The organism is Streptomyces cyaneofuscatus (assembly GCF_000718135.1).
Taxonomy (GTDB): domain Bacteria; phylum Actinomycetota; class Actinomycetes; order Streptomycetales; family Streptomycetaceae; genus Streptomyces; species Streptomyces cyaneofuscatus.
In genome coordinates, this window is the sequence record NZ_JOEM01000026.1 from 71,891 (window position 1) to 89,615 (window position 17,725).

Sequence of the window (17,725 nt, forward strand, 5' to 3'; positions counted from 1 at the left end):
AGCTTCCTACGGTCCGGTCAGAGCTCGACCGGGGTGTGCTTGGTCAGGCCGTACTTCGCGGCGATGACGTTCCACAGCCGGGAGGCCTCCTGCTTGGCCTTGGTCGCGTCGCCGCTCTGCTTGTTGCCCCGGGCCGTCTCGTTGGTCGACCGGGCCTGGCCGCCCTTGCAGACGCTCTTGTTCTTCTTCGCCTGCCGGGCCCAGGTGGCGTAGTGCTCGTCGGCCGCGGCGGAGGCCTTCCACGCCCTGGTGAGCGAGGAGTTCAGCGCCTCGTGCTGCGGCAGCCGGTCCAGGGTGAGCCCCTCCAGCCGGGTCACCAGGTCGCGGCGCTGCTGGGCGGCGCCCTTGAGGTCGGTGTTCGCCTGGTCCAGGTCCTTGCAGGCCCTGATCTTCTCGACCGCGCTGATCACCGCCGCACGGCTGTTGTTGCTGTCGGCGAGCAGCTTGTCCAGCGCCTCGGCCTGCGGCTTCCCGGGGTCGGCCGCCGCCTCCGTGGTGGGCGTGGTGACCGGTGAACTCTGCGACGCGACCGGCTGCTTGTCGTCCTTGGCCGGTTCGTCGCCGCCGCTGAGCAGGGCGCCCGCGCCGAGCCCGATGACCGCGCAGCCGACGACGACCGCGGCGATGAGGGGGATGTGGGCGGAGCGTTTACGGGGGGCCTCGCCGCCGCCGTCGTCGTACGGGGGCGGCGACTGGCTGCCCGGGCCGGGGTACCCGTAGCCGTGCTGGGGCTGCGGCTGGGACGGGGCCTGGGGCGGCTGCTGCTGGTGTTGCTGGTTGTACTGCTGGTGCGGCATCTGCTGGGTGGCGCCCGCGGGCCCCTCCGCACGGAACAGGTTGTCGAACTCCGCAGGCGGCTGCCGGTCGTCCGGCGCACCGGGCGCGCCCTGCCTGATCCCGTACGGGGCTCCGCCGGGCACCGGCGGTATGTACTGCGTGGCGTCCGCGTCGCCGCCCGGCTGCGGTGGCAGACCGCCAGGGACGGGAGCGATGTACTGCGTGGCGTCGGCGTCACCGCCGGGGACGCCCTGACCGGCCCCGGAACCGGCTTCCGGCGGCAACGGCTGCGCGTACGGCTGGGGCTGGTGGGACTGCTGGGGCTGGTACTGCTGCGACGGGTACTGCTGGTGCTGCTGCTGGTACGGGTCGGAGTGCTGCGGCTGCTGAGACTGCTGGGGCTGCTGGTACGCCCCTGCGCCGCCCTGGCCGTACGACGGGTCGTACCCCGGTGCCTGCCCCTGGCCCTGGCCGTACGGCTGCTGCCCCTGCCCCTGCGCGGGCGGCAACGGCTCCGCCTGCTGCTGCGGGTACCCGTACGCTCCCGGCGCCTGGGCGCCCGGCTGCGCCGGGGCGTCGGTCTGCGGCCCCCAGGGCCGGCCCCACGGCTGCCCGCCCGCAGGGACGGCCTGGCCGGCCGGCTGCCCGCCCTGGTCGGCCTGGCCGCCCGTGGGTGCCCCCGGGATCCAGGGGGCACCGCCGTCGGAGGGCAGCACGACACCTTCGTGCGCGGGCCGTCCGGCGGGGAGCTGTTGCTCGCCGCCCTGTCCGCCCTGTCCGCTCTGCGTCACCGGGACTCCTACGTGTGAACCAACGGAATCGTCGGCTCACGCTATCGGGTGGTCGTCCGCCTCCGCCAAGCGCGTGGTCCCCCTCACCACCCCTTCACAGGACGGGTAACACCCAGCGCCCACGGAACGCTGTTAACGGCCACACCAGCCCTCACGCCGCCTGGAGCTCCAGCCGCTCGCCGAACTCCCGGACCGCGGGCTCCTGCCCGTACGGCGCCAACCGCTGCTGGAGGTCGTCGAGATATTCGGCGCCCCGGCTGGAGCGCACCGTCCCGAGAAGCTCCATCGCCCGCGTCCCCGTGTGGCAGGCGCGCTCCACCTCGCGCTGCTGCACCTGGGCCGAGGCGAGCAGGACGAGCCCGATGCCCCGGCGCCTGGCCCGGGTCTCCGGCAGCGCGGCCAGCGCCTCCTTGGCCCGCTTGGCGGCCTCCGGCGCCTGGCCCAGGTCCCGGTGGCAGTGGGCCAGCTCGTCCGCGAGGTACCCGTGGTCGAAGTGGGCGATCCAGTCCGGGTCGTCGCCGCCCTCCGGGTCGGCCTGCTCCAGCGCGGTGACCGCCCGCCCCATGACGACCTGGCAGGTCCGGGCGTCCCCGAGCAGCGCGTGGCCCCGGGCCTCCGCCGCGTAGAACATCGCCTGGGCGCGGGGGGTGACCTGGCCCCGGGCGCCTTCCTGGGCGGCGCGGGCGAGTTGGGCGATCTCGCGCGGGTTGCCGAGCTGGGCGGCGAGGTGGCTCATCGACGCGGCGAGCACATAGCCGCCGTACGCCCGGTCTCCGGCGGCCTGGGCGAGGCGCAGCGCCTGGATGTAGTAGCGCTGGGCGAGGCCGGGCTGACCGGTGTCGACCGCCATGTAGCCGCCGAGTTCGGTGAGGCGGGCGACGGCGGCGAACAGCTCGCGGCCGACCTGTTCGCGGTACGCCCCCGAAAGCAGGCCGGAGACCACGCTGTTGAGGTAGTGCACGAGGACCGGCCGGACATGGCCGCTGCCGAAGCGGTGGTCGAGGTCGGTGAGGGCGGTGGTCATCGCCTGGACCGCCGCCACGTCCGCCCTCCCGACCCGGGCCCCGGCGATCCGTTCGACCTGGGGGTCCTTGCCGGAGATCAGCCAGTCGCGGCTGGGCTCGACGAGGGCGGAGGCGGCGACGGCGGAGCCGGTGAGCAGATCGCGGCGGCCGACGTCGCTGCGCCAGAGCTCGCAGACCTGCTCGATCGCCCCGGCGACGGTCGGCGCGTACTGGAGGCCCACGCCGGAGGCCAGGTTCTTGCCGTTGGCCATGCCGATCTCGTCGATCGTGACCGTACGGCCGAGCTTGCGGCCGAGCGCCTCGGCGATGATGCCCGGGGCCCGGCCCCGGGGTTGCTGTCCGCGCAGCCAGCGGGCCACGGACGTCTTGTCGTAGCGCAGATCGAGGCCGCGCTCGGCCCCGACCATGTTGACGCGGCGCGCGAGGCCCGCGTTGGAACAGGCGGCTTCCTGGATGAGCGTCTGGAGCCGTTCGTTGGGCTGGCGGGCTACGAGAGGCCTTGCTGCCACATTTCCCCCTGGAACAGTCTGAACAGTCGGATACGCGGTGATCGGTGGAAGGATCACTGCCCGTCACATACACAAGAAATGCGCATATTCCATCGGCATTCGGTACGGGCACGGCGAGTTGCCCGGCCCTGCTGGGCTCTACCCGCCCTTCGTGGCACCGCCTCACGCGCGCCCCCGTCCGTGCACCGATGCGCCCCGCGTGCGGAATCGATGCACCGTGACCGGGTCGCGCGCGCCCGTAACCCCGAGTGAGGCTGGGAGTTGAGCTGGGCGTGGAAGAGCCCATCGGAGTCACGGAAGCCGCACAGGTCCCTCAGCAGCGGGGCGAGCACCTGCTCGACGCCGCGGTGCGGTACGCGGAAGAGCGCCACTGGGACGTGTTCCCCGGCACCTGGCTGGAGGCGGTGGAGGGCAGGGAGCGCTGCTCCTGCGGCGCGGCGGCCTGCCCGCTGCCCGGCGCCCACGCGGACCGGCCCGACTGGGCGGGCCAGGCGACCGGCAGCGGGGCGGCGGCCCGGCGCATGTGGTCCAAGCAGCCGCGCGCCTCGGTGCTCCTGCCGACCGGCCGCACCTTCGACGCGCTGGAGGTCCCGGAGTCGGCGGGGTTCCTGGCGCTGGCCCGGATGGAGCGGATGGACCTCACGCTCGGCCCGGTGACCTGCACCCCGGACCGCCGGATGCTCTTCTTCGTGCTGCCGGGCGGTGCGGGCAAGGCCTCCGAACTGGTGCGCGCGCTCGGCTGGAACGCGGAGGCGATCGACCTCACCGGCCGCGGCGAGGGCCACTACATCGCCGCCCCGCCCACCCGGATCGGTGGCCGCGGGGCCGTGCAGTGGGCCCGTAAGCCCACCCACGTCTACCGGTGGCTGCCCGATGTGGACGAACTGATCAGCCCGCTGGCGTACGCCTGCGGGCGCGAGGCGGCGGACGCCCGCACCCGCGCTTCCTAGGGGCGGGCAGGGCCGGGAGGGGCCTTTCGTAGGGTGGTCCCCATCTAGCGGGGATATCGAAAGGCTGTGCCATGCCGGACCAGGCAGATGTGGGTACGGGGACAGACGTGACGGCGGGCGGGGCGCGGACCGCGCCCCCCGCCGTGCGCGTACAGGGGCTGTGGAAGCGGTTCGGGGAACAGGTCGCCGTCTCGGGGATCGATCTGGAGCTGCCGGCCGGAAAGTTCATCGGTCTGGTGGGGCCCAACGGGGCGGGTAAGACGACGACGCTCTCCATGGTCACCGGCCTGCTGCGGCCCGACATGGGGAAGATCGAGGTCGCGGGCCACGACGTGTGGACGGACCCGGTCGCCGTGAAGTCCCGGATCGGGGTGCTGCCCGAGGGGCTGCGGCTGTTCGAGCGGCTGTCGGGGCACGAACTGCTCGCGTACAACGGGCGGTTGCGCGGGCTGCCGGGCGACGAGGTCGACAAGCGGGCCGCCCAGCTCCTCGACGTACTGGATCTCGCGGGCTCGCAGCACAAGCTGGTCGTCGACTACTCGACCGGCATGCGGAGGAAGATCGGGCTCGCCGCCGCCCTCCTCCACAACCCCGAAGTGCTCTTCCTGGACGAGCCGTTCGAGGGCGTCGACCCGGTGTCCGCTCAGACGATCCGGGGCGTGCTGGAGCGCTACACCCGGTCCGGGGCGACCGTGGTCTTCTCCAGCCATGTGATGGAGCTCGTCGAGTCGCTCTGCGACTGGGTGGCCGTGATGGCGGCGGGCCGCATCAAGGCGCAGGGCACGCTGGCGGAGGTACGCGGCGACGCGCCGTCGTTGCAGAACGCTTTCCTCGAACTGGTCGGCGCGGGCGGCCGGGACACCAGCGGCGACTCGCTCGACTGGCTGGGCGGCACCCGATGAGCGTGCTGGACGCCCCCGTCACCGCCACCGCCCCGGCCGCGCCGACGACGGGCCTGACCCCGATCTTCGTACGGCTCAAGCTGACGCTCCTGCGCAACGGGCTGCGGCAGTCGTCCGGGCGCAAGGCGGCGTACATCGCCTCCCTCGTCTTCACGCTGCTGCTCGCGGCGAGCCAGGTCCTCGGGCTCGTCCTGCTGCGCGGGAACGCCCAGGCCGGCACGGTCGTGGTGCTGCTGACGGCCGTCGTGGCGCTCGGCTGGGCGGTGCTGCCGCTCTTCTTCCCGAGCGGCGACGACACCCTCGACCCGACCCGGCTGGTGATGCTGCCGCTGCGGCCCGAGCCGCTGGTCCGGGCGCTGCTGGTCTCCTCGATGATCGGCATCGGGCCGCTGTTCACCCTCTGCCTGGCGGTCGGTTCGGTGCTCGCGCTGGCGCACGGGCCGGCGGGTGTGCTGTTCGCGGTGGTCGCGGTCCCGCTGACGCTGCTGCTGTGCGTGGCGCTGTCGCGGGCCGTCACCACCGCCAACGTACGGCTGCTCAACTCCCGCAAGGGCCGCGATCTGGCGGTGCTGAGCGGGCTGGTGATCGCGGTGGGCATCCAGTTCGTCAACTTCGGCGCCCAGCGGCTCGGGGAGGCCGGCGGGCTCTCCACGCTGGAGCCGGCCGGGAACGTGGCCCGCTGGCTGCCCGGCGCCTCGGCGATAGCGGCGGTGGACGCGGCGTCGCGGGGGTCGTACGGGGTGGCGGCCGCGCAACTGCTGGTCACGGCGGCGGCCCTGGTGGCGCTGGTGTGGCTGTGGCAGCGGGGGCTGGTGAAGCTGATGACCGCGCCGGACGGCTCCACGCTGGCGGCCGCGGCGCCGACCCGCAAGGAGTCCGGCCGCACGGGTCTGTCCGCGCTGCTGCCGGAGGGGCGTACGGCCACGGTCGTGCACCGCAGCCTGCTCTACATCGCCCGGGACCCGAAGACCAAGGCGGCCTGGGTGACGGCGCTGGCGATCGGCGCGATCGTGCCGCTGATCAACGCGTTGCAGGGCACCGGCTCGATCTACTTCGCCTGCTTCGCCGCCGGGATGCTCGGCATGCAGATGTACAACCAGTTCGGCCAGGACACCTCCGCCTTCTGGATGGTCGCCCTGACGATCTCCTCCACCCGTGACGCGTACGTCGAGCTGCGCGCCCGGGCCCTGGCCCTGCTGCTGATCACGCTCCCGTACACGGTGGTGGTCTGTGTGGCGACGGCGGCGCTGCTCGGCAGCTGGCGGGCGCTGCCGGGGGTGCTGGGCATCTCCTTCGCCCTGCTGGGCGCGATGCTGGCGATCGGGGCGGTGGCCTCGGCGCTGTTCCCGTACTCGATCCCGCAGGAGGGCGCGTTCAAGAACGTGGCCCCCGGGCAGGGCGGGCTGGCGTGGATCTCCATCCTCGGCGGCATGCTGGCCGCGCCGGTGCTGGCCGGTCCGGTGATCGCGCTGACGGTGTGGCTGCACATCGCGGACCGCCAGGACGCGCTGTGGCTGGTGATCCCGGCAGGTGCGGTGTTCGGGGCGCTCATCGGGTGGGCGGGGCTGCGCATCGCGGCACCGCGCACGGCGAACCGGCTGCCGGAGATCCTGACGGCGGTCAGCAAGGGCTGAGCCCTGCCCGGCGCGGTGCTACGGGGCGACCGGCTCCCGGTCGCCCCGGGCGTCCTCGGCGAGCTGTTCCAGGAACGGCTCCACGGCCGCCCGCCACCCCTCCGGCCGGTCGTAGTGGACGAGGTGTCCGGCGTCGGCCACCTCCGCGTACTGGCCACGGGGCAGGACGCGCACCATCTCCTGCGCCTCGGCCCGGCCCAGCTCCCCGTCGAGCCCGCGCAGCACCAGGGCGGGGCACCGCACCTGGGCCAGCTCCTCCCAGTGCGCGTCGTAGACCCAGGTGGCGCGGGAGCGGAGCATCTGGCTGCGGGAGAAGACCGGGCGCCAGCCGTCCTCCGTCTCCGCCATCACCTCGGCGTAGAACGCGCCGCGCATGGGGTTGGGCCGCTCCACCCAGGGGTCGTCCTCGCCGAACCACTTCCGCACGTCGGCGAGGGTGGCGAAGGGCAGCGGCCAGGACGCGAACCAGTCGCTCCACTCGCGCTGCGAGGCCGCCCCGAGGGCGGAGGCCCGCATGTCGCAGATGACGACGGCCCGGACCAGGTCGGGGCGCTTGGCGGCGAGCTGCCAGCCGGTGAGCGCTCCCATGGCGTGGCCGACGACGGTGACGGGTCCGAGGTCCAGCTGTTCGATCGCGGCCTCGGCGTCGGCGACGTACGCGTCGCGCGTGTACGGGCCGTCGGCCGGCTTCTCGCTGCGGCCGTGGCCGCGCTGGTCTAGGCCGACCGCGCGGTACCGCTCGGAGAGCCAACGGGCGGTGGGCGCCCAGTGGGAGGCCCGGCCCATCAGCCCGTGCAGCAGTAAGACCCCGGGGGCCCGGTCCGCGCCGGCGCTGTCCGCCCCCGCGCTGTCCGATCCCGCACGCTCCTTGGGCGGATCCGCGAACTCCCACGCCGCGAGGCGTACGCCGTCGGATCCGGTCACATCGATGCGCCGCACCATGGTCCTGGCACCCCCTTCTGGTCCTCGATCACCGCGTGGTGGCGTCGCCAGACTATCGAACTCTTATTCGAAAACAGGGATCCGCCGCTCAACACCCCACGTTCGAGTGACATGCGACGAGGATTGCCGTCGGCCGCCCTGGGGAGATCTTCAACGGGAGGCGGACCGCTCGGGGACAGGGGTCCGTGGGGAACGACCTTGAGAGCTCGGGGCTCCAGGTCGACCAAGGGGAGGACCGACCCCGGCGCCTTCGGGCGCCGGGGTCGACCCTTGTCCACCTTGTTCACGACAACGATGGCAGAGCACGGCGCGGCCACCGCCAGACCATCCCTGACCAGGGCATCTCGGACCATGGCAGCCACCGATCGGCGTGCATGCCGGTAAGACGGGCGCATTCCCTGCTCCCTCCCCGACCGTGCCCGACCGCATCCGGCCCGGCACCCTCAGGTCATATGCCTGGCCTCAGCCTGGCACGCGATCCGTCGGCCCGCTGCGATTCCGCCCTATCCAGCCCGTCCGGCGTTTGAGGACGGAACCCTGGCGGTGGTGACCGGCGCCCCGACGTCCACGCGCACCGCAGGGGCCACCCCGGTCAAAGACGCCAACGGCGTCAGCGCTTGGCCACGAACACGTGCGAAGCAACCTCCGAGTCCAGCTCCGCCGCCTCCCCGCTGGACCCGACCAGCACCCCGCCCGGCGACTCCGTCACGCTGACCACGGACCCGGGCTGGACCCCGGCCCGCCGCAGCGTGTACATCAGCTGGGCGTCCGTCTGGATCGGCTCCCCGATCCGCCGCACGACCACGGTCTTGCCCTCCGAGCCCGGGTCCAGCTCCGCCAGGCTCACCATCGAGGCGTCCAGGAACGGGTCGGCCTCCGCCTTCTCGCCCAGCTCCTCCAGGCCCGGGATCGGATTCCCGTACGGAGACTCCGTCGGGTGCCGCAGCAGCTCCAGCACCCGCCGCTCCACGGCCTCGCTCATCACGTGCTCCCAGCGGCAGGCCTCGGCGTGGACCTGCTCCCACTCCAGGCCGATCACGTCGACCAGCAGGCACTCGGCGAGCCGGTGCTTGCGCATGACGCGGGTGGCCAGGCGCCGGCCCTCCTCGGTCAGCTCCAGGTGGCGGTCCCCCGCGACCTGGACCAGCCCGTCGCGCTCCATGCGGGCCACCGTCTGGCTGACCGTCGGACCGCTCTGGTCCAGCCGTTCGGCGATCCGGGCGCGCATGGGGACCACGCCTTCCTCTTCGAGTTCGAGGATGGTGCGGAGATACATCTCCGTGGTGTCGATCAGTCCGGACATACGTGCCCCTCGATGCTGTGACAGAAAATCGTCGTGCGATGGCCCTGCACCAATTCTGACGCATAGCACGGACAACCGTGCCGCCCCGGCCCAAGACCGTCCGCCGGAGGCCGCCGGGCGCTATTGACAGGCCACTGGTCCAGACCGCAACGTGATCCGCGGCACAGCCATTCCCGCCCCGCAGAAACCCGTCGAAAGGGTCCTTCCCGATGAGCGACAGCAAGCTGGCCGGTCAGTTCTTCGATGCGGCGATCGGTCTGCTCCAGCGGGTACGGGACGAGGAGGCGGGCTCCATCGCGGCGGCCGGCGCGGCCATCGCCGACACCGTCGAGGCGGGCGGCCGGCTCTTCGCGTACGGCGCCGGGCACTCCTCCCTCGCCGCCCAGGACGTCGTCTACCGCGCGGGCGGACTGGCCCTGATGAACCTGCTCACGGTGCCCGGCACCACCGGCGTGGACGTCATGCCCGCCACCCTCGGCTCCGCCCTGGAGCGGGTGGACGGCCTGGCCTCGGCGGTCCTGGACTCCAGCCCGGCGACCGCGGGCGACGTGCTCGTCATCATCTCGCTCTCCGGCCGCAACGCGCTCCCGGTCGAGATGGCCCAGAACGCCCGGGCCCTCGGGCTGAAGGTCATCGGCGTCACCTCGGTCGCGTACGCGGAGAACACCCGCTCCCGGCACACCTCGGGCGGCTTCCTGCGCGACCACTGCGACATCGTCCTGGACAGCAAGATCGCGATCGGCGACGCGGAGCTGAGCGCCCCCGGCATCGAGGCCCCCTTCGCCCCCGCCTCCACCGTCGTCACCAGCGCGATCATGCAGTCGATGATGGCGGCGGCGGCCGAGCAGCTGGTGGCCCGGGGCATCGAGCCGCCGCTCCTGCGCTCGGGGAACGTCGACGGCGGCCACGACTGGAACGGCCGGGTCATGACGGAGTACCGCGAGCGGATCTTCTACCGCCACTGAGTTCCGTACTACGCGCAGGTCGGCAGGGTCACCCGGGCCGTCAGCCCGCCGCCCGGGTTCGCCGTGGCGCCGACGTCCCCGCCGTGCGCCCGGGCGACCGACGCCACGATGGAGAGCCCGAGCCCCGCGCCCTCGCCCGGCGCGTGGCGGCGGGCCTGCGCCCGGCGGAAGGGCTCGAACAGCAGCGGTACGGCCGCCGCGTCCACCACGGGCCCGGTATTGGCGACCTCCAGGCCGCCCGGGCCGACCCGGACCCGTACCGTCCCGCCCGGGTGATTGTGGCGCAGCGCGTTGGCGATCAGGTTGTGCACCAGGTGGTCCAGGAGGACCGGGTCGCCCTGGACGCTCACCGGCCGGGCCTCCACGTCGACGGTGACGGCCCGCTCCTGAGCCTCCGCCGCCAGCGCCTCGGTGACCGTGGCGGTGGTGGCGTCCAGGCCGACCCGCTCGCGCCGCCGCAGACCCTCGTCGGAGACCGCGAGGAGCAGCAGCCCCTCGATGAGCTGCTCGCTGTTGTCGGCGGTGTCGATGAGCTTGTCCCGGATCCAGGCGACCTTCTCGGGCGGCGGATCGTCGGCGAGCCCGATCTCGGCGGCGGCCCGCTGCACGGCGAGCGGGGTGCGCAGTTCGTGGGCGGCGTTGGCGGCGAACCGCTGCCGGGCGGCGACCAGTTGCTCGATCCGGTCGAGCATCCCGTCGAAGGTGTCGGCCAGCTCCTTGAGCTCGCCGGGCGGGGCCTGGAGCGCGATCCGCTCGTGGAGGTTGGAGCCGGAGAGCCGGCGGGCCCGGGCGGTGATGACCCCGACGGGCCGCAGCACCCGGCCCGCCATCCACCAAGCAAGGGCGACGGAGAGCGCCGAGTAGACGGCGAGGGAGAGCGCGGAGACGGTGAGGAGCTGGTGGAGCACGGCGTCACCGGCGGCCGTGGAGACCTTCCGGGCGACGGCGTACTGGCCGGGCTGGATGACGGTGGTCTGCGCCCAGTCGGAGGTGGGCAGCGCGGGGGCGGCGGACTCGCCCAGTTCGGCGGCGGGGACCGTGGGGACCACCGCGCTCATGACGCTGCTGTAGAGCCCGTCGCTGACCAGCACGTAGACGAGCCCCATGAGCAGGACTCCGGCCAGCACCAGCAGGCCGCCGTAGAGCGCGGTGAGCCGCGCGCGCTCGCTGTTCACCGGGCGTCGCCGCCCGCCATGGGTTGGTCGCCGATGCGGTACCCGGCGCCCGGCACGGTCTCGATCACGGGTGGCGCCCCCAGTTTCGTACGGAGCTTGGAGAGGGTGACCCGGACCGCGTTGGTGCGGTAGCTGGTGTCCTCCTCCCACACCTCCTCGATCAGGTCGTCGCCGCTGACGACCGCGCCCTCGGCCCGCAGGAGGGTTTCCAGCACGGCGAACTCCTTGCGGGAGAGAGAAAGGAAGCGGCCGTCGCGGCAGACCTGGCGGCGGGCGGTGTCGAGCGTCAGCCCGGCCCGTTCGAGGACCGGCGGGAGGGCGGGGCGGGAGCGGCGGCCGAGCGCGAGGACCCGGGCGAGGAGTTCGTCGTACGCGAACGGCTTGGTCAGGTAGTCGTCGGCACCGAGCCCGAGGCCGGCCACCCGGTCCCGTACGGTCCCCGAGGCGGTGAGCATCAGGATCCGGGTCAGCAGGCGGGCGCCGACGACCCGGCGGCACACCTCGTCGCCGTGCAGCCCGGGCAGGTCGCGGTCGAGGATCATCACGTCGTACGCGCCGAACCGGAGCTTCTCCAGCGCGGTCGGCCCGTCGGGGGCGATGTCCACCGCGACGGCGTCACGGCGCAGCCCCTCGGCGATCATCCCCGCCAGGAATTCCTCGTCCTCCACCACCAGCACGCGCATGGGTTCTGTGTACCCGAAAGCGATGTTTCGTCGGTGTAAGCACCGGCGCTGAGAGAAACGAAACCGGCTCCTCGCCCACGCTCGGGCCGTCCCCACCGACGTCCCGAGGAGCCCTCCATGACCGTTCTCACTGCCCGGCGGCGCAGTCTCGCCGCCGCCTGCCTGCTCGCCACGACCGTCGTCCTGTCCGCCACGGCCTGTTCGGGCGGCGGCGGGACCAAGGACGGCGGATCGGCCTCCACCACGAAGAAGACGAAGGAGGACCAGGCCCTGGAGCACCGCAAGTGCCTCCGGGAGCAGGGCCTGGACATCCCCGAGCCGAAGCCGGGCGAGAACGGCATGGGCGTCACCATCGACGGCGGCTCCAAGGGCAGGAAGGAGATGGAGAAGGCGTTCAAGGCCTGCCAGGACAAGGCGGTCGGCGGCGGACCCAAGGAGCTGACCCAGGCGGAGAAGGACAAGATGGTCGCCTTCGCCCGGTGCATGCGGAAGAACGGTTTCGACATGCCCGACCCGAAGTTCGAGGGCGGGATGGCCCAGGCGATGCCGGCGATGAAGCCGCAGGAGATGAAGAAGTTCGAGAAGGCCAACAAGGCGTGCGAGAGCGTGGGCCGATGAGGCGCGGACGGGCCGTCGCGGCGGTGGCGGCGGTGCTCGCCGTGACGGCGGGAACCATCGCCGTGACCCAGTTCGGCGGCGGCAGCGGTGGTACGGAGTCGGCGGGCGCGAAGAACACCGGGCTGCCGCCGGCCACCGCCCCGGTCGAGCGCGGCGACCTGCACGACAGCGCCCAGGCGGACGGAACGCTCGGCTACGACAGACAGCGCAAGATCAACGCGGCTGCGGCGGGCACCCTGACCTGGACCCCGCGCACCGGCGCGGCGATCGAACGGAACGAGCGGCTGTACGAGGTCGACGGCCGGGCGGTCCGGCTGATGTACGGGGCCGGGCCCATGTACCGCACCTTGAAGGCGGGCGAGACGGGCCGGGACGTCGAGCAGCTGGAACGTAACCTCGCCGCCCTCGGCTACACCGGCTTCACCCCGGACACCGAGTACACCGAGCTGACCGCGGCGGCCGTCAAACGCTGGCAGAAGGCGCACGGCAGCAAGCAGACGGGCACGGTCGGCCCGCAGGACATCGCGTTCGCCCCCGGGAAGGTCCGGATCAAGGGCGTGGCGGCGGCCGTCGGCGATCTGGCCCAGCCGGGCGCCCCGCTCCTCACGACGACCGGCAGCGAGCGCATCGTCACCTTCGAACTGGACGTGGCGGAGAGTCAGTTGGCCAAGGCTGGCACCAAGGTCGACGTCGACCTGCCGGACGGCACGAGCGCGCCCGGCACGGTCTCCTCGGTCGGCCGGACGGCGAAGCCCGGAAAGGACCCGCAGGACACCAGCCCGAAGGTGACGCTGACCGTCTCCTTCGACGAGCCGGACGAGGTCGGCGGCTTCGACCAGTCGCCGGTCACGGTGAACCTCACCGGCGAGACCCGCAAGGACGTCCTGACCGTCCCGGTGAACGCGCTCCTGGCCCTGCCGGGCGGCGGCTTCGGCGTGGAGGTCGTACGGAACGGCACCGCCCGCGAGGTGAAGGTGGAGCTCGGGATGTTCGCGGAGGGCCGGGTCGAGGTGTCGGGCGGCGGGCTGAGCGAGGGCATGAAGGTCGGGGTGCCGAAGGTATGAGCGGCGCCGCAGATACGGATACGGATACGGGTACGGTCGTCGGCCTCCGGGGCGTCACCAAGGAGTACGCGGGCGGGGTCACCGCCCTGCGCGGGGTGGACCTCACCGTGCGGGAGGGCGAGCTCCTCGCCATCGTCGGCCCGTCCGGCTCCGGCAAGTCCACGCTGCTGCACATCGTCGGCACCCTGGACCGCCCCACCGCCGGCACCGTCCACATCGCGGGCCACGACGTGGCGGCCCTGACCGACCGCCGCCTCTCCGCCCTGCGCGCCCAGCACGTGGGCTTCGTCTTCCAGGCGTTCCACCTGGTCCCGGGCGTCTCCGCCCGCGACAACGTGGCCGAGGGCCTGCTCTACTCCGGCCTCCCCCGCTCCGTACGCCGCCGCAAGGCCGCCGAGGCGCTGGACCGGGTCGGCCTCGCGGACCGCCTGCACCACAAGCCGGACCAGCTCTCGGGCGGCCAGAAGCAGCGGGTCGCCATCGCCCGGGCGGTCGTGGGCGAACCCGCGCTTCTGCTGGCCGACGAACCGACGGGGGCGCTCGACTCGGCGTCGGGGGCGGCGGTGATGGAGCTGCTGCGGGACCTGAACCGGGAGGGGGCGACGATCGCGGTGATCACGCACGACACGGAGATCGCGGGGAGCCTGCCGCGCGAGGTGCGGATCAGGGACGGCGAGGTGGTGGCGGACATACGGAATCCGCCTGTACGCCGGCCCATGACGACGGGGGCGGAGCTGTGAGCCGGAGCGCGGCCCGCAGCCGCCTCAAGGCAGCCCGCCTGGGCCCCCGGGACGTCCTCCACGTCGGCTCGTCGGGCCTCCGCAGCCGCCCCATGCGCGTCGTGCTCTCCGCCCTGGGCATCGCCATCGGCATCGCGACGATGATCGCGGTGGTCGGCATCTCCGCCTCCAGCCAGGCCCAACTTCTCCGGGAACTGGACAAGTTGGGCACCAACCTCCTGGTGGCCTCGCCCGGCGACTCGATGTTCGCCGGTGAGGAGGTACATCTCCCGGAGGGCTCGGTGGGGATGGTCGGCCGGATCAAGGGCGTCCAGGAGGTGGGGGCCACCGCCGACCTGGACGCGACCGTACGCCGCACCGAGAAGATCGACGAGGACGATACGGGCGGGATCGGGGTCAAGGCGACGACGGCCGGCCTGCTCCGCGTACTGCGCGGCGAGGTCACCCGGGGCAGCTGGCTCAACGCGGCGACCGGCCGCTACCCCTCGGTCGTGCTCGGCCATGTCTCGGCCGACCGCCTCGGCATCACCAAGCCAGGGCAGCAGGTATGGATAGGCGACCGCTACTTCACGGTCGCCGGCATCCTCGCCCCGCTCCCCCTGGCCCCGGAGATCGAACGCTCCGCCCTGGTCGGCTGGGAGGGCGCGAAGCGCCTGCTGGGCTTCGCGGGCCACCCGACGTCGATCTACGAGCGGTCGGACGACGCGGCGGTGCAGGACGTACGGAAGGTCATGGCGGCGACGGTCGACCCGCAGAACCCGCAGAACGTGAAGGTCACCGACCCGTCCTCGGCACTCCGCGCGAAGGCGGCGACCGAGGGGGCGTTCAGCAGTCTGCTGCTGGGCCTGGGCGGTATCGCGCTGCTGGTGGGGGGCGTAGGAGTGGCCAACACCATGATCATCTCGGTCCTGGAACGCCGGTACGAGATCGGCCTGCGCCGCTCGCTGGGCGCGACCCGGGGCCAGATCAGGATCCAGTTCGTCACGGAGTCCCTGATGCTGTCGGGCCTGGGCGGCCTGGCCGGGGTGACGCTGGGCGCGGCGGCGACGGGGGCGTACGCGCACACGGGCGGCCTGCCGTGGGTGGTCCCGCTCTGGGCGGTCGCCGGGGGCTTCTGCGCGACGCTGGTGATCGGCACGGTGGCGGGCCTCTACCCTGCGGTCCGGGCGTCCCGGCTGTCTCCGACGCTGGCGCTGCACGCGGCGTGAGGGGGAGCCCCGGGGGCGGGGCGGTGGGGGCCGGCTACTCCCCCGCCCCCACCGCCCCCACCAGGCGGCCCAGGCGGCGGCCGCGTCTGCGGCCTCCCCGGCGCCCGCACTCGTACGGACCGAGCCCGTCCGCTCGACGGCCTGGAGGGCCGGGTGCCCGGGCCCGTAACGGACCGGGATCGCCCCGCCCGCGACCAGCAGGCACGGCCCCGGCGCGTCCGAGGGGGTGGCGGCCGTCCGCACCAGGCGCTCGCCCTCCATCACCTCGCCCGCCGTCGGGCCCTCCGCCGTCAGGTCGAGGAGGACGTGGTCGGCGAACCCGGCCTGCGCGAAGTCGAGCAGGGAGGTCACCGCCTCCATGGGGTCCTCGCACTCGGAGGCCGTACGCACCGCCCGGTGCAGCTGGCTCGTCCGGAACCGCAGCCGGTCGGCTTCCTGCTGGGCGAGCTTGGCGGCGGTGACGTCCCGGAAGAGCCACCCCACCCCGAGCGGAACCGGCTCCTCCGCCAGCGGCGAGGCGAGCCGCAGGAACCCGCTGCGCCAGCACCGCCGCCGCTCACCCTCCGCCGTACGCAGCGTCACCCACAGCTCGGCCGGGGCGCCGGGCGCGCCTTCGGCGAGCACGTGTTGCAGGGCCGCCTCCAGCTCCTCGACACCCTGGACCACCAGCTCACCGAGCGGCCGGCCGAGGAGGGTGGTGCGGCCACCGCCGAGCGCACGGGAGGCGTACGCGTTGACCACGGTCGGGCGGAGGTCGACGTCGACGAGCACCACGCCCCACGACGCGTCCTCAAGGAGCGCCTCGCTCAGCGCGATGGCCCGCTCCAGGTCGATCTGGGCGTGCACCTCGCTGAACGCGCAGTACACCCCGGCCGGCTTGCCGTCGGCGCCCAGCACCCGGGCGGACTGGGTCCGCACGAGCACCCGGCTGCCGTCCTTGCGCAGCAGGGCGAACTCGTGGACCTGGCGCCCGGGCGCGTCCATGGCGGCCATCAGCCGCCCCTGCACCTCGTGCGCGTCGGCCCGGCGCACCGCCCACCCGGCGAAGCCCGTACGCCCCACGGCCTCCTGCGCGGACCAGCCGAGGATGCGCTCGGCCTCGCGGTTCCAGTGGGTGACCACACCGCCCGCGTCGAAGGCGCAGAGCGCGGCGTCCATGCCGTCGAGGAGGGCGGCGAGCAGCTCGGCCCCGGAGTCGGCGGCGGGAGCCCCTCCCTCGCCGCTGCCGCAGTCGCCGCCGTGGCCACTTCCGCCGCTGTCACCGCTGTCACCGCCGGAGGCCGGCGGCTCGGGGCACACGGGCTCCCCCGTGCCCCCGGCGCCCTCGTCGGGTCCGAGCGCGTCGGTGGTACCGCTGCTCCTGGAAGCACTCACTCCGTACCCCCCGCAGAACGTGTCGGCTGTTTCCCCGCGCGTCACCGCGCGTATTGCTGCACGTCAGACCATTCAACTCGAACGTGACCCAGCGCACATCCCCCTTCGCCAAATAAATGGGTTGAACGGCCGTCGGGACCGCTCGTAGGCTTCTCAGCACACAGGAAAGGAGGTGTTCCGGAAGTGATTTCTCTTCGGACTCGTGAGGTGGCTGCGGGCTGACGCCCGTTGTCACGCACTTTTCGCAGTGCATGGCCGGACGCCGGCCAATACCCAGCAGTCACCGACCCGCAGGCTCGCCGGTAAGTCCGGCCGGCTCCTCTGTGCACGGAGGAACCAGAGCCTGCGGGTTTCTGCGTTTTCCGTCTCCCGTCTTCCGGGTTTCTCGCAGGTGACGCGGGCGCCCTACGGGCAGAGCCGCTCCACCCTCCAGGCCCCGTCCTCCCTGACGTACCGCAGCCGGTCGTGCAGCCGGTTCCCGTGCCCCTGCCAGAACTCGATGGTCTCCGGGACGACACGGAAGCCGCCCCAGTCCGGCGGCGCGGGCACCTTCTCGCCCTCCGGATAGCGCGCGGCCAGCTCCTCGTACCGCTCGATGAGCTCCTCGCGGGAGCCGATCACCGTGGACTGGTCACTGGCCCAGGCGCCGAGCTGGGAGCCGTGCGGCCGGGTACGGAAGTATCCGACGGTCTCCTCGCGGGAGACCCGGGAGGCGGTGCCGGTGACGATCACCTGGCGGGCCATCGGGTGCCAGGGGAAGAGCAGCGAGACGTGAGGGTTGGCGGCCAGCTCGCGGCCCTTGCGGGAGCCGTAGTTCGTGAAGAAGACGAAGCCCCGGTCGTCGTACTGCTTCAGCAGGACCGTACGCGAGGAGGGGCGGCCGTCCGGGGTGGCGGTGGAGACGACCATGGCGTTGGGCTCGTGGAGGACCCCGCCCACGGCGACCTGGCGGAACCAGCGGGCGAACTGGCCCATCGGGTCGGGGCTGAGGTCGGACTCGGTGAAATCCTCGGAGCGGTACTGCTCGCGCATGGCCGCGGGATCGGTGGTGGAATCGGGGGTGGG

Annotated in this window: 15 protein-coding genes and 1 pseudogene; 8 read left to right on the plus strand and 8 right to left on the minus strand. The window is 73.0% G+C overall.

Annotation, left to right across the window (positions count from 1 at the left end; translation table 11 throughout):
- Nucleotides 1-17 precede the first annotated feature (17 nt).
- Together IF17_RS0131960 and IF17_RS0131965 are read right to left on the minus strand one after the other, a co-directional pair.
- Nucleotides 18-1,568, minus strand: a complete 1,551-nt coding sequence (locus IF17_RS0131960) for a hypothetical protein (protein WP_030573612.1) — start codon at nucleotides 1,566-1,568, stop codon at nucleotides 18-20.
- A 151-nt stretch (nucleotides 1,569-1,719) separates the two neighbouring features.
- Complete coding sequence (locus IF17_RS0131965) at nucleotides 1,720-3,102, minus strand: NsdA family TPR-like regulatory protein (RefSeq protein WP_030573615.1); 1,383 nt, start codon at nucleotides 3,100-3,102, stop codon at nucleotides 1,720-1,722.
- A gap of 272 nt (nucleotides 3,103-3,374) precedes the next feature.
- Here IF17_RS0131965 and IF17_RS0131970 point away from each other — a divergent pair, with 272 nt between their 5' ends.
- The 3 genes from IF17_RS0131970 to IF17_RS0131980 all read left to right on the plus strand — a co-directional run bounded on the left by IF17_RS0131970 (nucleotide 3,375) and on the right by IF17_RS0131980 (nucleotide 6,588).
- Nucleotides 3,375-4,052, plus strand: coding sequence for a bifunctional DNA primase/polymerase (locus IF17_RS0131970; protein WP_030573618.1), 678 nt, complete (start codon nucleotides 3,375-3,377; stop codon nucleotides 4,050-4,052).
- A 71-nt stretch (nucleotides 4,053-4,123) separates the two neighbouring features.
- Nucleotides 4,124-4,954: an ABC transporter ATP-binding protein gene (locus IF17_RS0131975; protein WP_030573621.1), complete on the plus strand. Its 831-nt coding sequence runs from the start codon at nucleotides 4,124-4,126 to the stop codon at nucleotides 4,952-4,954.
- Entirely contained in the window at nucleotides 4,951-6,588 is a 1,638-nt protein-coding gene (locus tag IF17_RS0131980) for a hypothetical protein (RefSeq protein WP_030573636.1), read from the plus strand. Before IF17_RS0131975 ends, IF17_RS0131980 begins: the two co-directional genes overlap by 4 nt.
- Nucleotides 6,589-6,606: 18 nt before the next feature.
- Here the strand turns inward: IF17_RS0131980 and IF17_RS0131985 are convergent, their stop codons facing one another.
- Entirely contained in the window at nucleotides 6,607-7,530 is a 924-nt protein-coding gene (locus tag IF17_RS0131985) for an alpha/beta fold hydrolase (RefSeq protein WP_030573640.1), read from the minus strand.
- Nucleotides 7,531-8,140: 610 nt separating this feature from the next.
- Nucleotides 8,141-8,833, minus strand: a complete 693-nt coding sequence (locus IF17_RS0131990; protein WP_030573643.1) for an iron-dependent transcriptional repressor DtxR — start codon at nucleotides 8,831-8,833, stop codon at nucleotides 8,141-8,143.
- A 209-nt stretch (nucleotides 8,834-9,042) separates the two neighbouring features.
- On the opposite strand from IF17_RS0131990, the gene IF17_RS0131995 reads away from it, so the two are divergent.
- Nucleotides 9,043-9,798, plus strand: coding sequence for an SIS domain-containing protein (locus IF17_RS0131995; protein ID WP_030573646.1), 756 nt, complete (start codon nucleotides 9,043-9,045; stop codon nucleotides 9,796-9,798).
- Between the two features lie 8 nt (nucleotides 9,799-9,806).
- Here the strand turns inward: IF17_RS0131995 and IF17_RS0132000 are convergent, their stop codons facing one another.
- Nucleotides 9,807-10,973: a sensor histidine kinase gene (locus IF17_RS0132000; protein WP_030573650.1), complete on the minus strand. Its 1,167-nt coding sequence runs from the start codon at nucleotides 10,971-10,973 to the stop codon at nucleotides 9,807-9,809.
- Complete coding sequence (locus IF17_RS0132005) at nucleotides 10,970-11,656, minus strand: response regulator transcription factor (RefSeq protein WP_030573652.1); 687 nt, start codon at nucleotides 11,654-11,656, stop codon at nucleotides 10,970-10,972. The genes IF17_RS0132000 and IF17_RS0132005 overlap by 4 nt, the downstream gene beginning before the upstream one ends.
- A 117-nt stretch (nucleotides 11,657-11,773) precedes the next feature.
- Between IF17_RS0132005 and IF17_RS0132010 the strand changes: the two genes are divergently transcribed.
- The 4 genes from IF17_RS0132010 to IF17_RS0132025 are packed head-to-tail and all read left to right on the plus strand — an operon-like array spanning nucleotide 11,774 to nucleotide 15,286.
- Nucleotides 11,774-12,274: a hypothetical protein gene (locus tag IF17_RS0132010; protein WP_030573654.1), complete on the plus strand. Its 501-nt coding sequence runs from the start codon at nucleotides 11,774-11,776 to the stop codon at nucleotides 12,272-12,274.
- Nucleotides 12,271-13,338 (plus strand): efflux RND transporter periplasmic adaptor subunit, encoded by a 1,068-nt coding sequence (locus tag IF17_RS0132015; RefSeq protein ID WP_030573657.1) that lies wholly within the window; start codon nucleotides 12,271-12,273, stop codon nucleotides 13,336-13,338. The genes IF17_RS0132010 and IF17_RS0132015 overlap by 4 nt, the downstream gene beginning before the upstream one ends.
- A complete protein-coding gene (locus IF17_RS0132020; RefSeq protein WP_051884180.1) occupies nucleotides 13,335-14,078 on the plus strand; it encodes an ABC transporter ATP-binding protein in 744 nt (247 codons plus the stop codon). Before IF17_RS0132015 ends, IF17_RS0132020 begins: the two co-directional genes overlap by 4 nt.
- Nucleotides 14,075-15,286, plus strand: a complete 1,212-nt coding sequence (locus IF17_RS0132025) for an ABC transporter permease (RefSeq protein WP_030573669.1) — start codon at nucleotides 14,075-14,077, stop codon at nucleotides 15,284-15,286. Before IF17_RS0132020 ends, IF17_RS0132025 begins: the two co-directional genes overlap by 4 nt.
- 36 nt (nucleotides 15,287-15,322) lie before the next feature.
- On the opposite strand, the pseudogene IF17_RS1000000138160 reads toward IF17_RS0132025, so the two are convergent.
- A pseudogene (locus IF17_RS1000000138160) lies at nucleotides 15,323-16,660 on the minus strand (PAS domain-containing protein); the annotation flags it as partial.
- Between the two features lie 405 nt (nucleotides 16,661-17,065).
- Nucleotides 17,066-17,692, minus strand: coding sequence for a pyridoxamine 5'-phosphate oxidase (pdxH, locus tag IF17_RS0132035; protein WP_030573674.1), 627 nt, complete (start codon nucleotides 17,690-17,692; stop codon nucleotides 17,066-17,068).
- Nucleotides 17,693-17,725 lie beyond the last annotated feature (33 nt).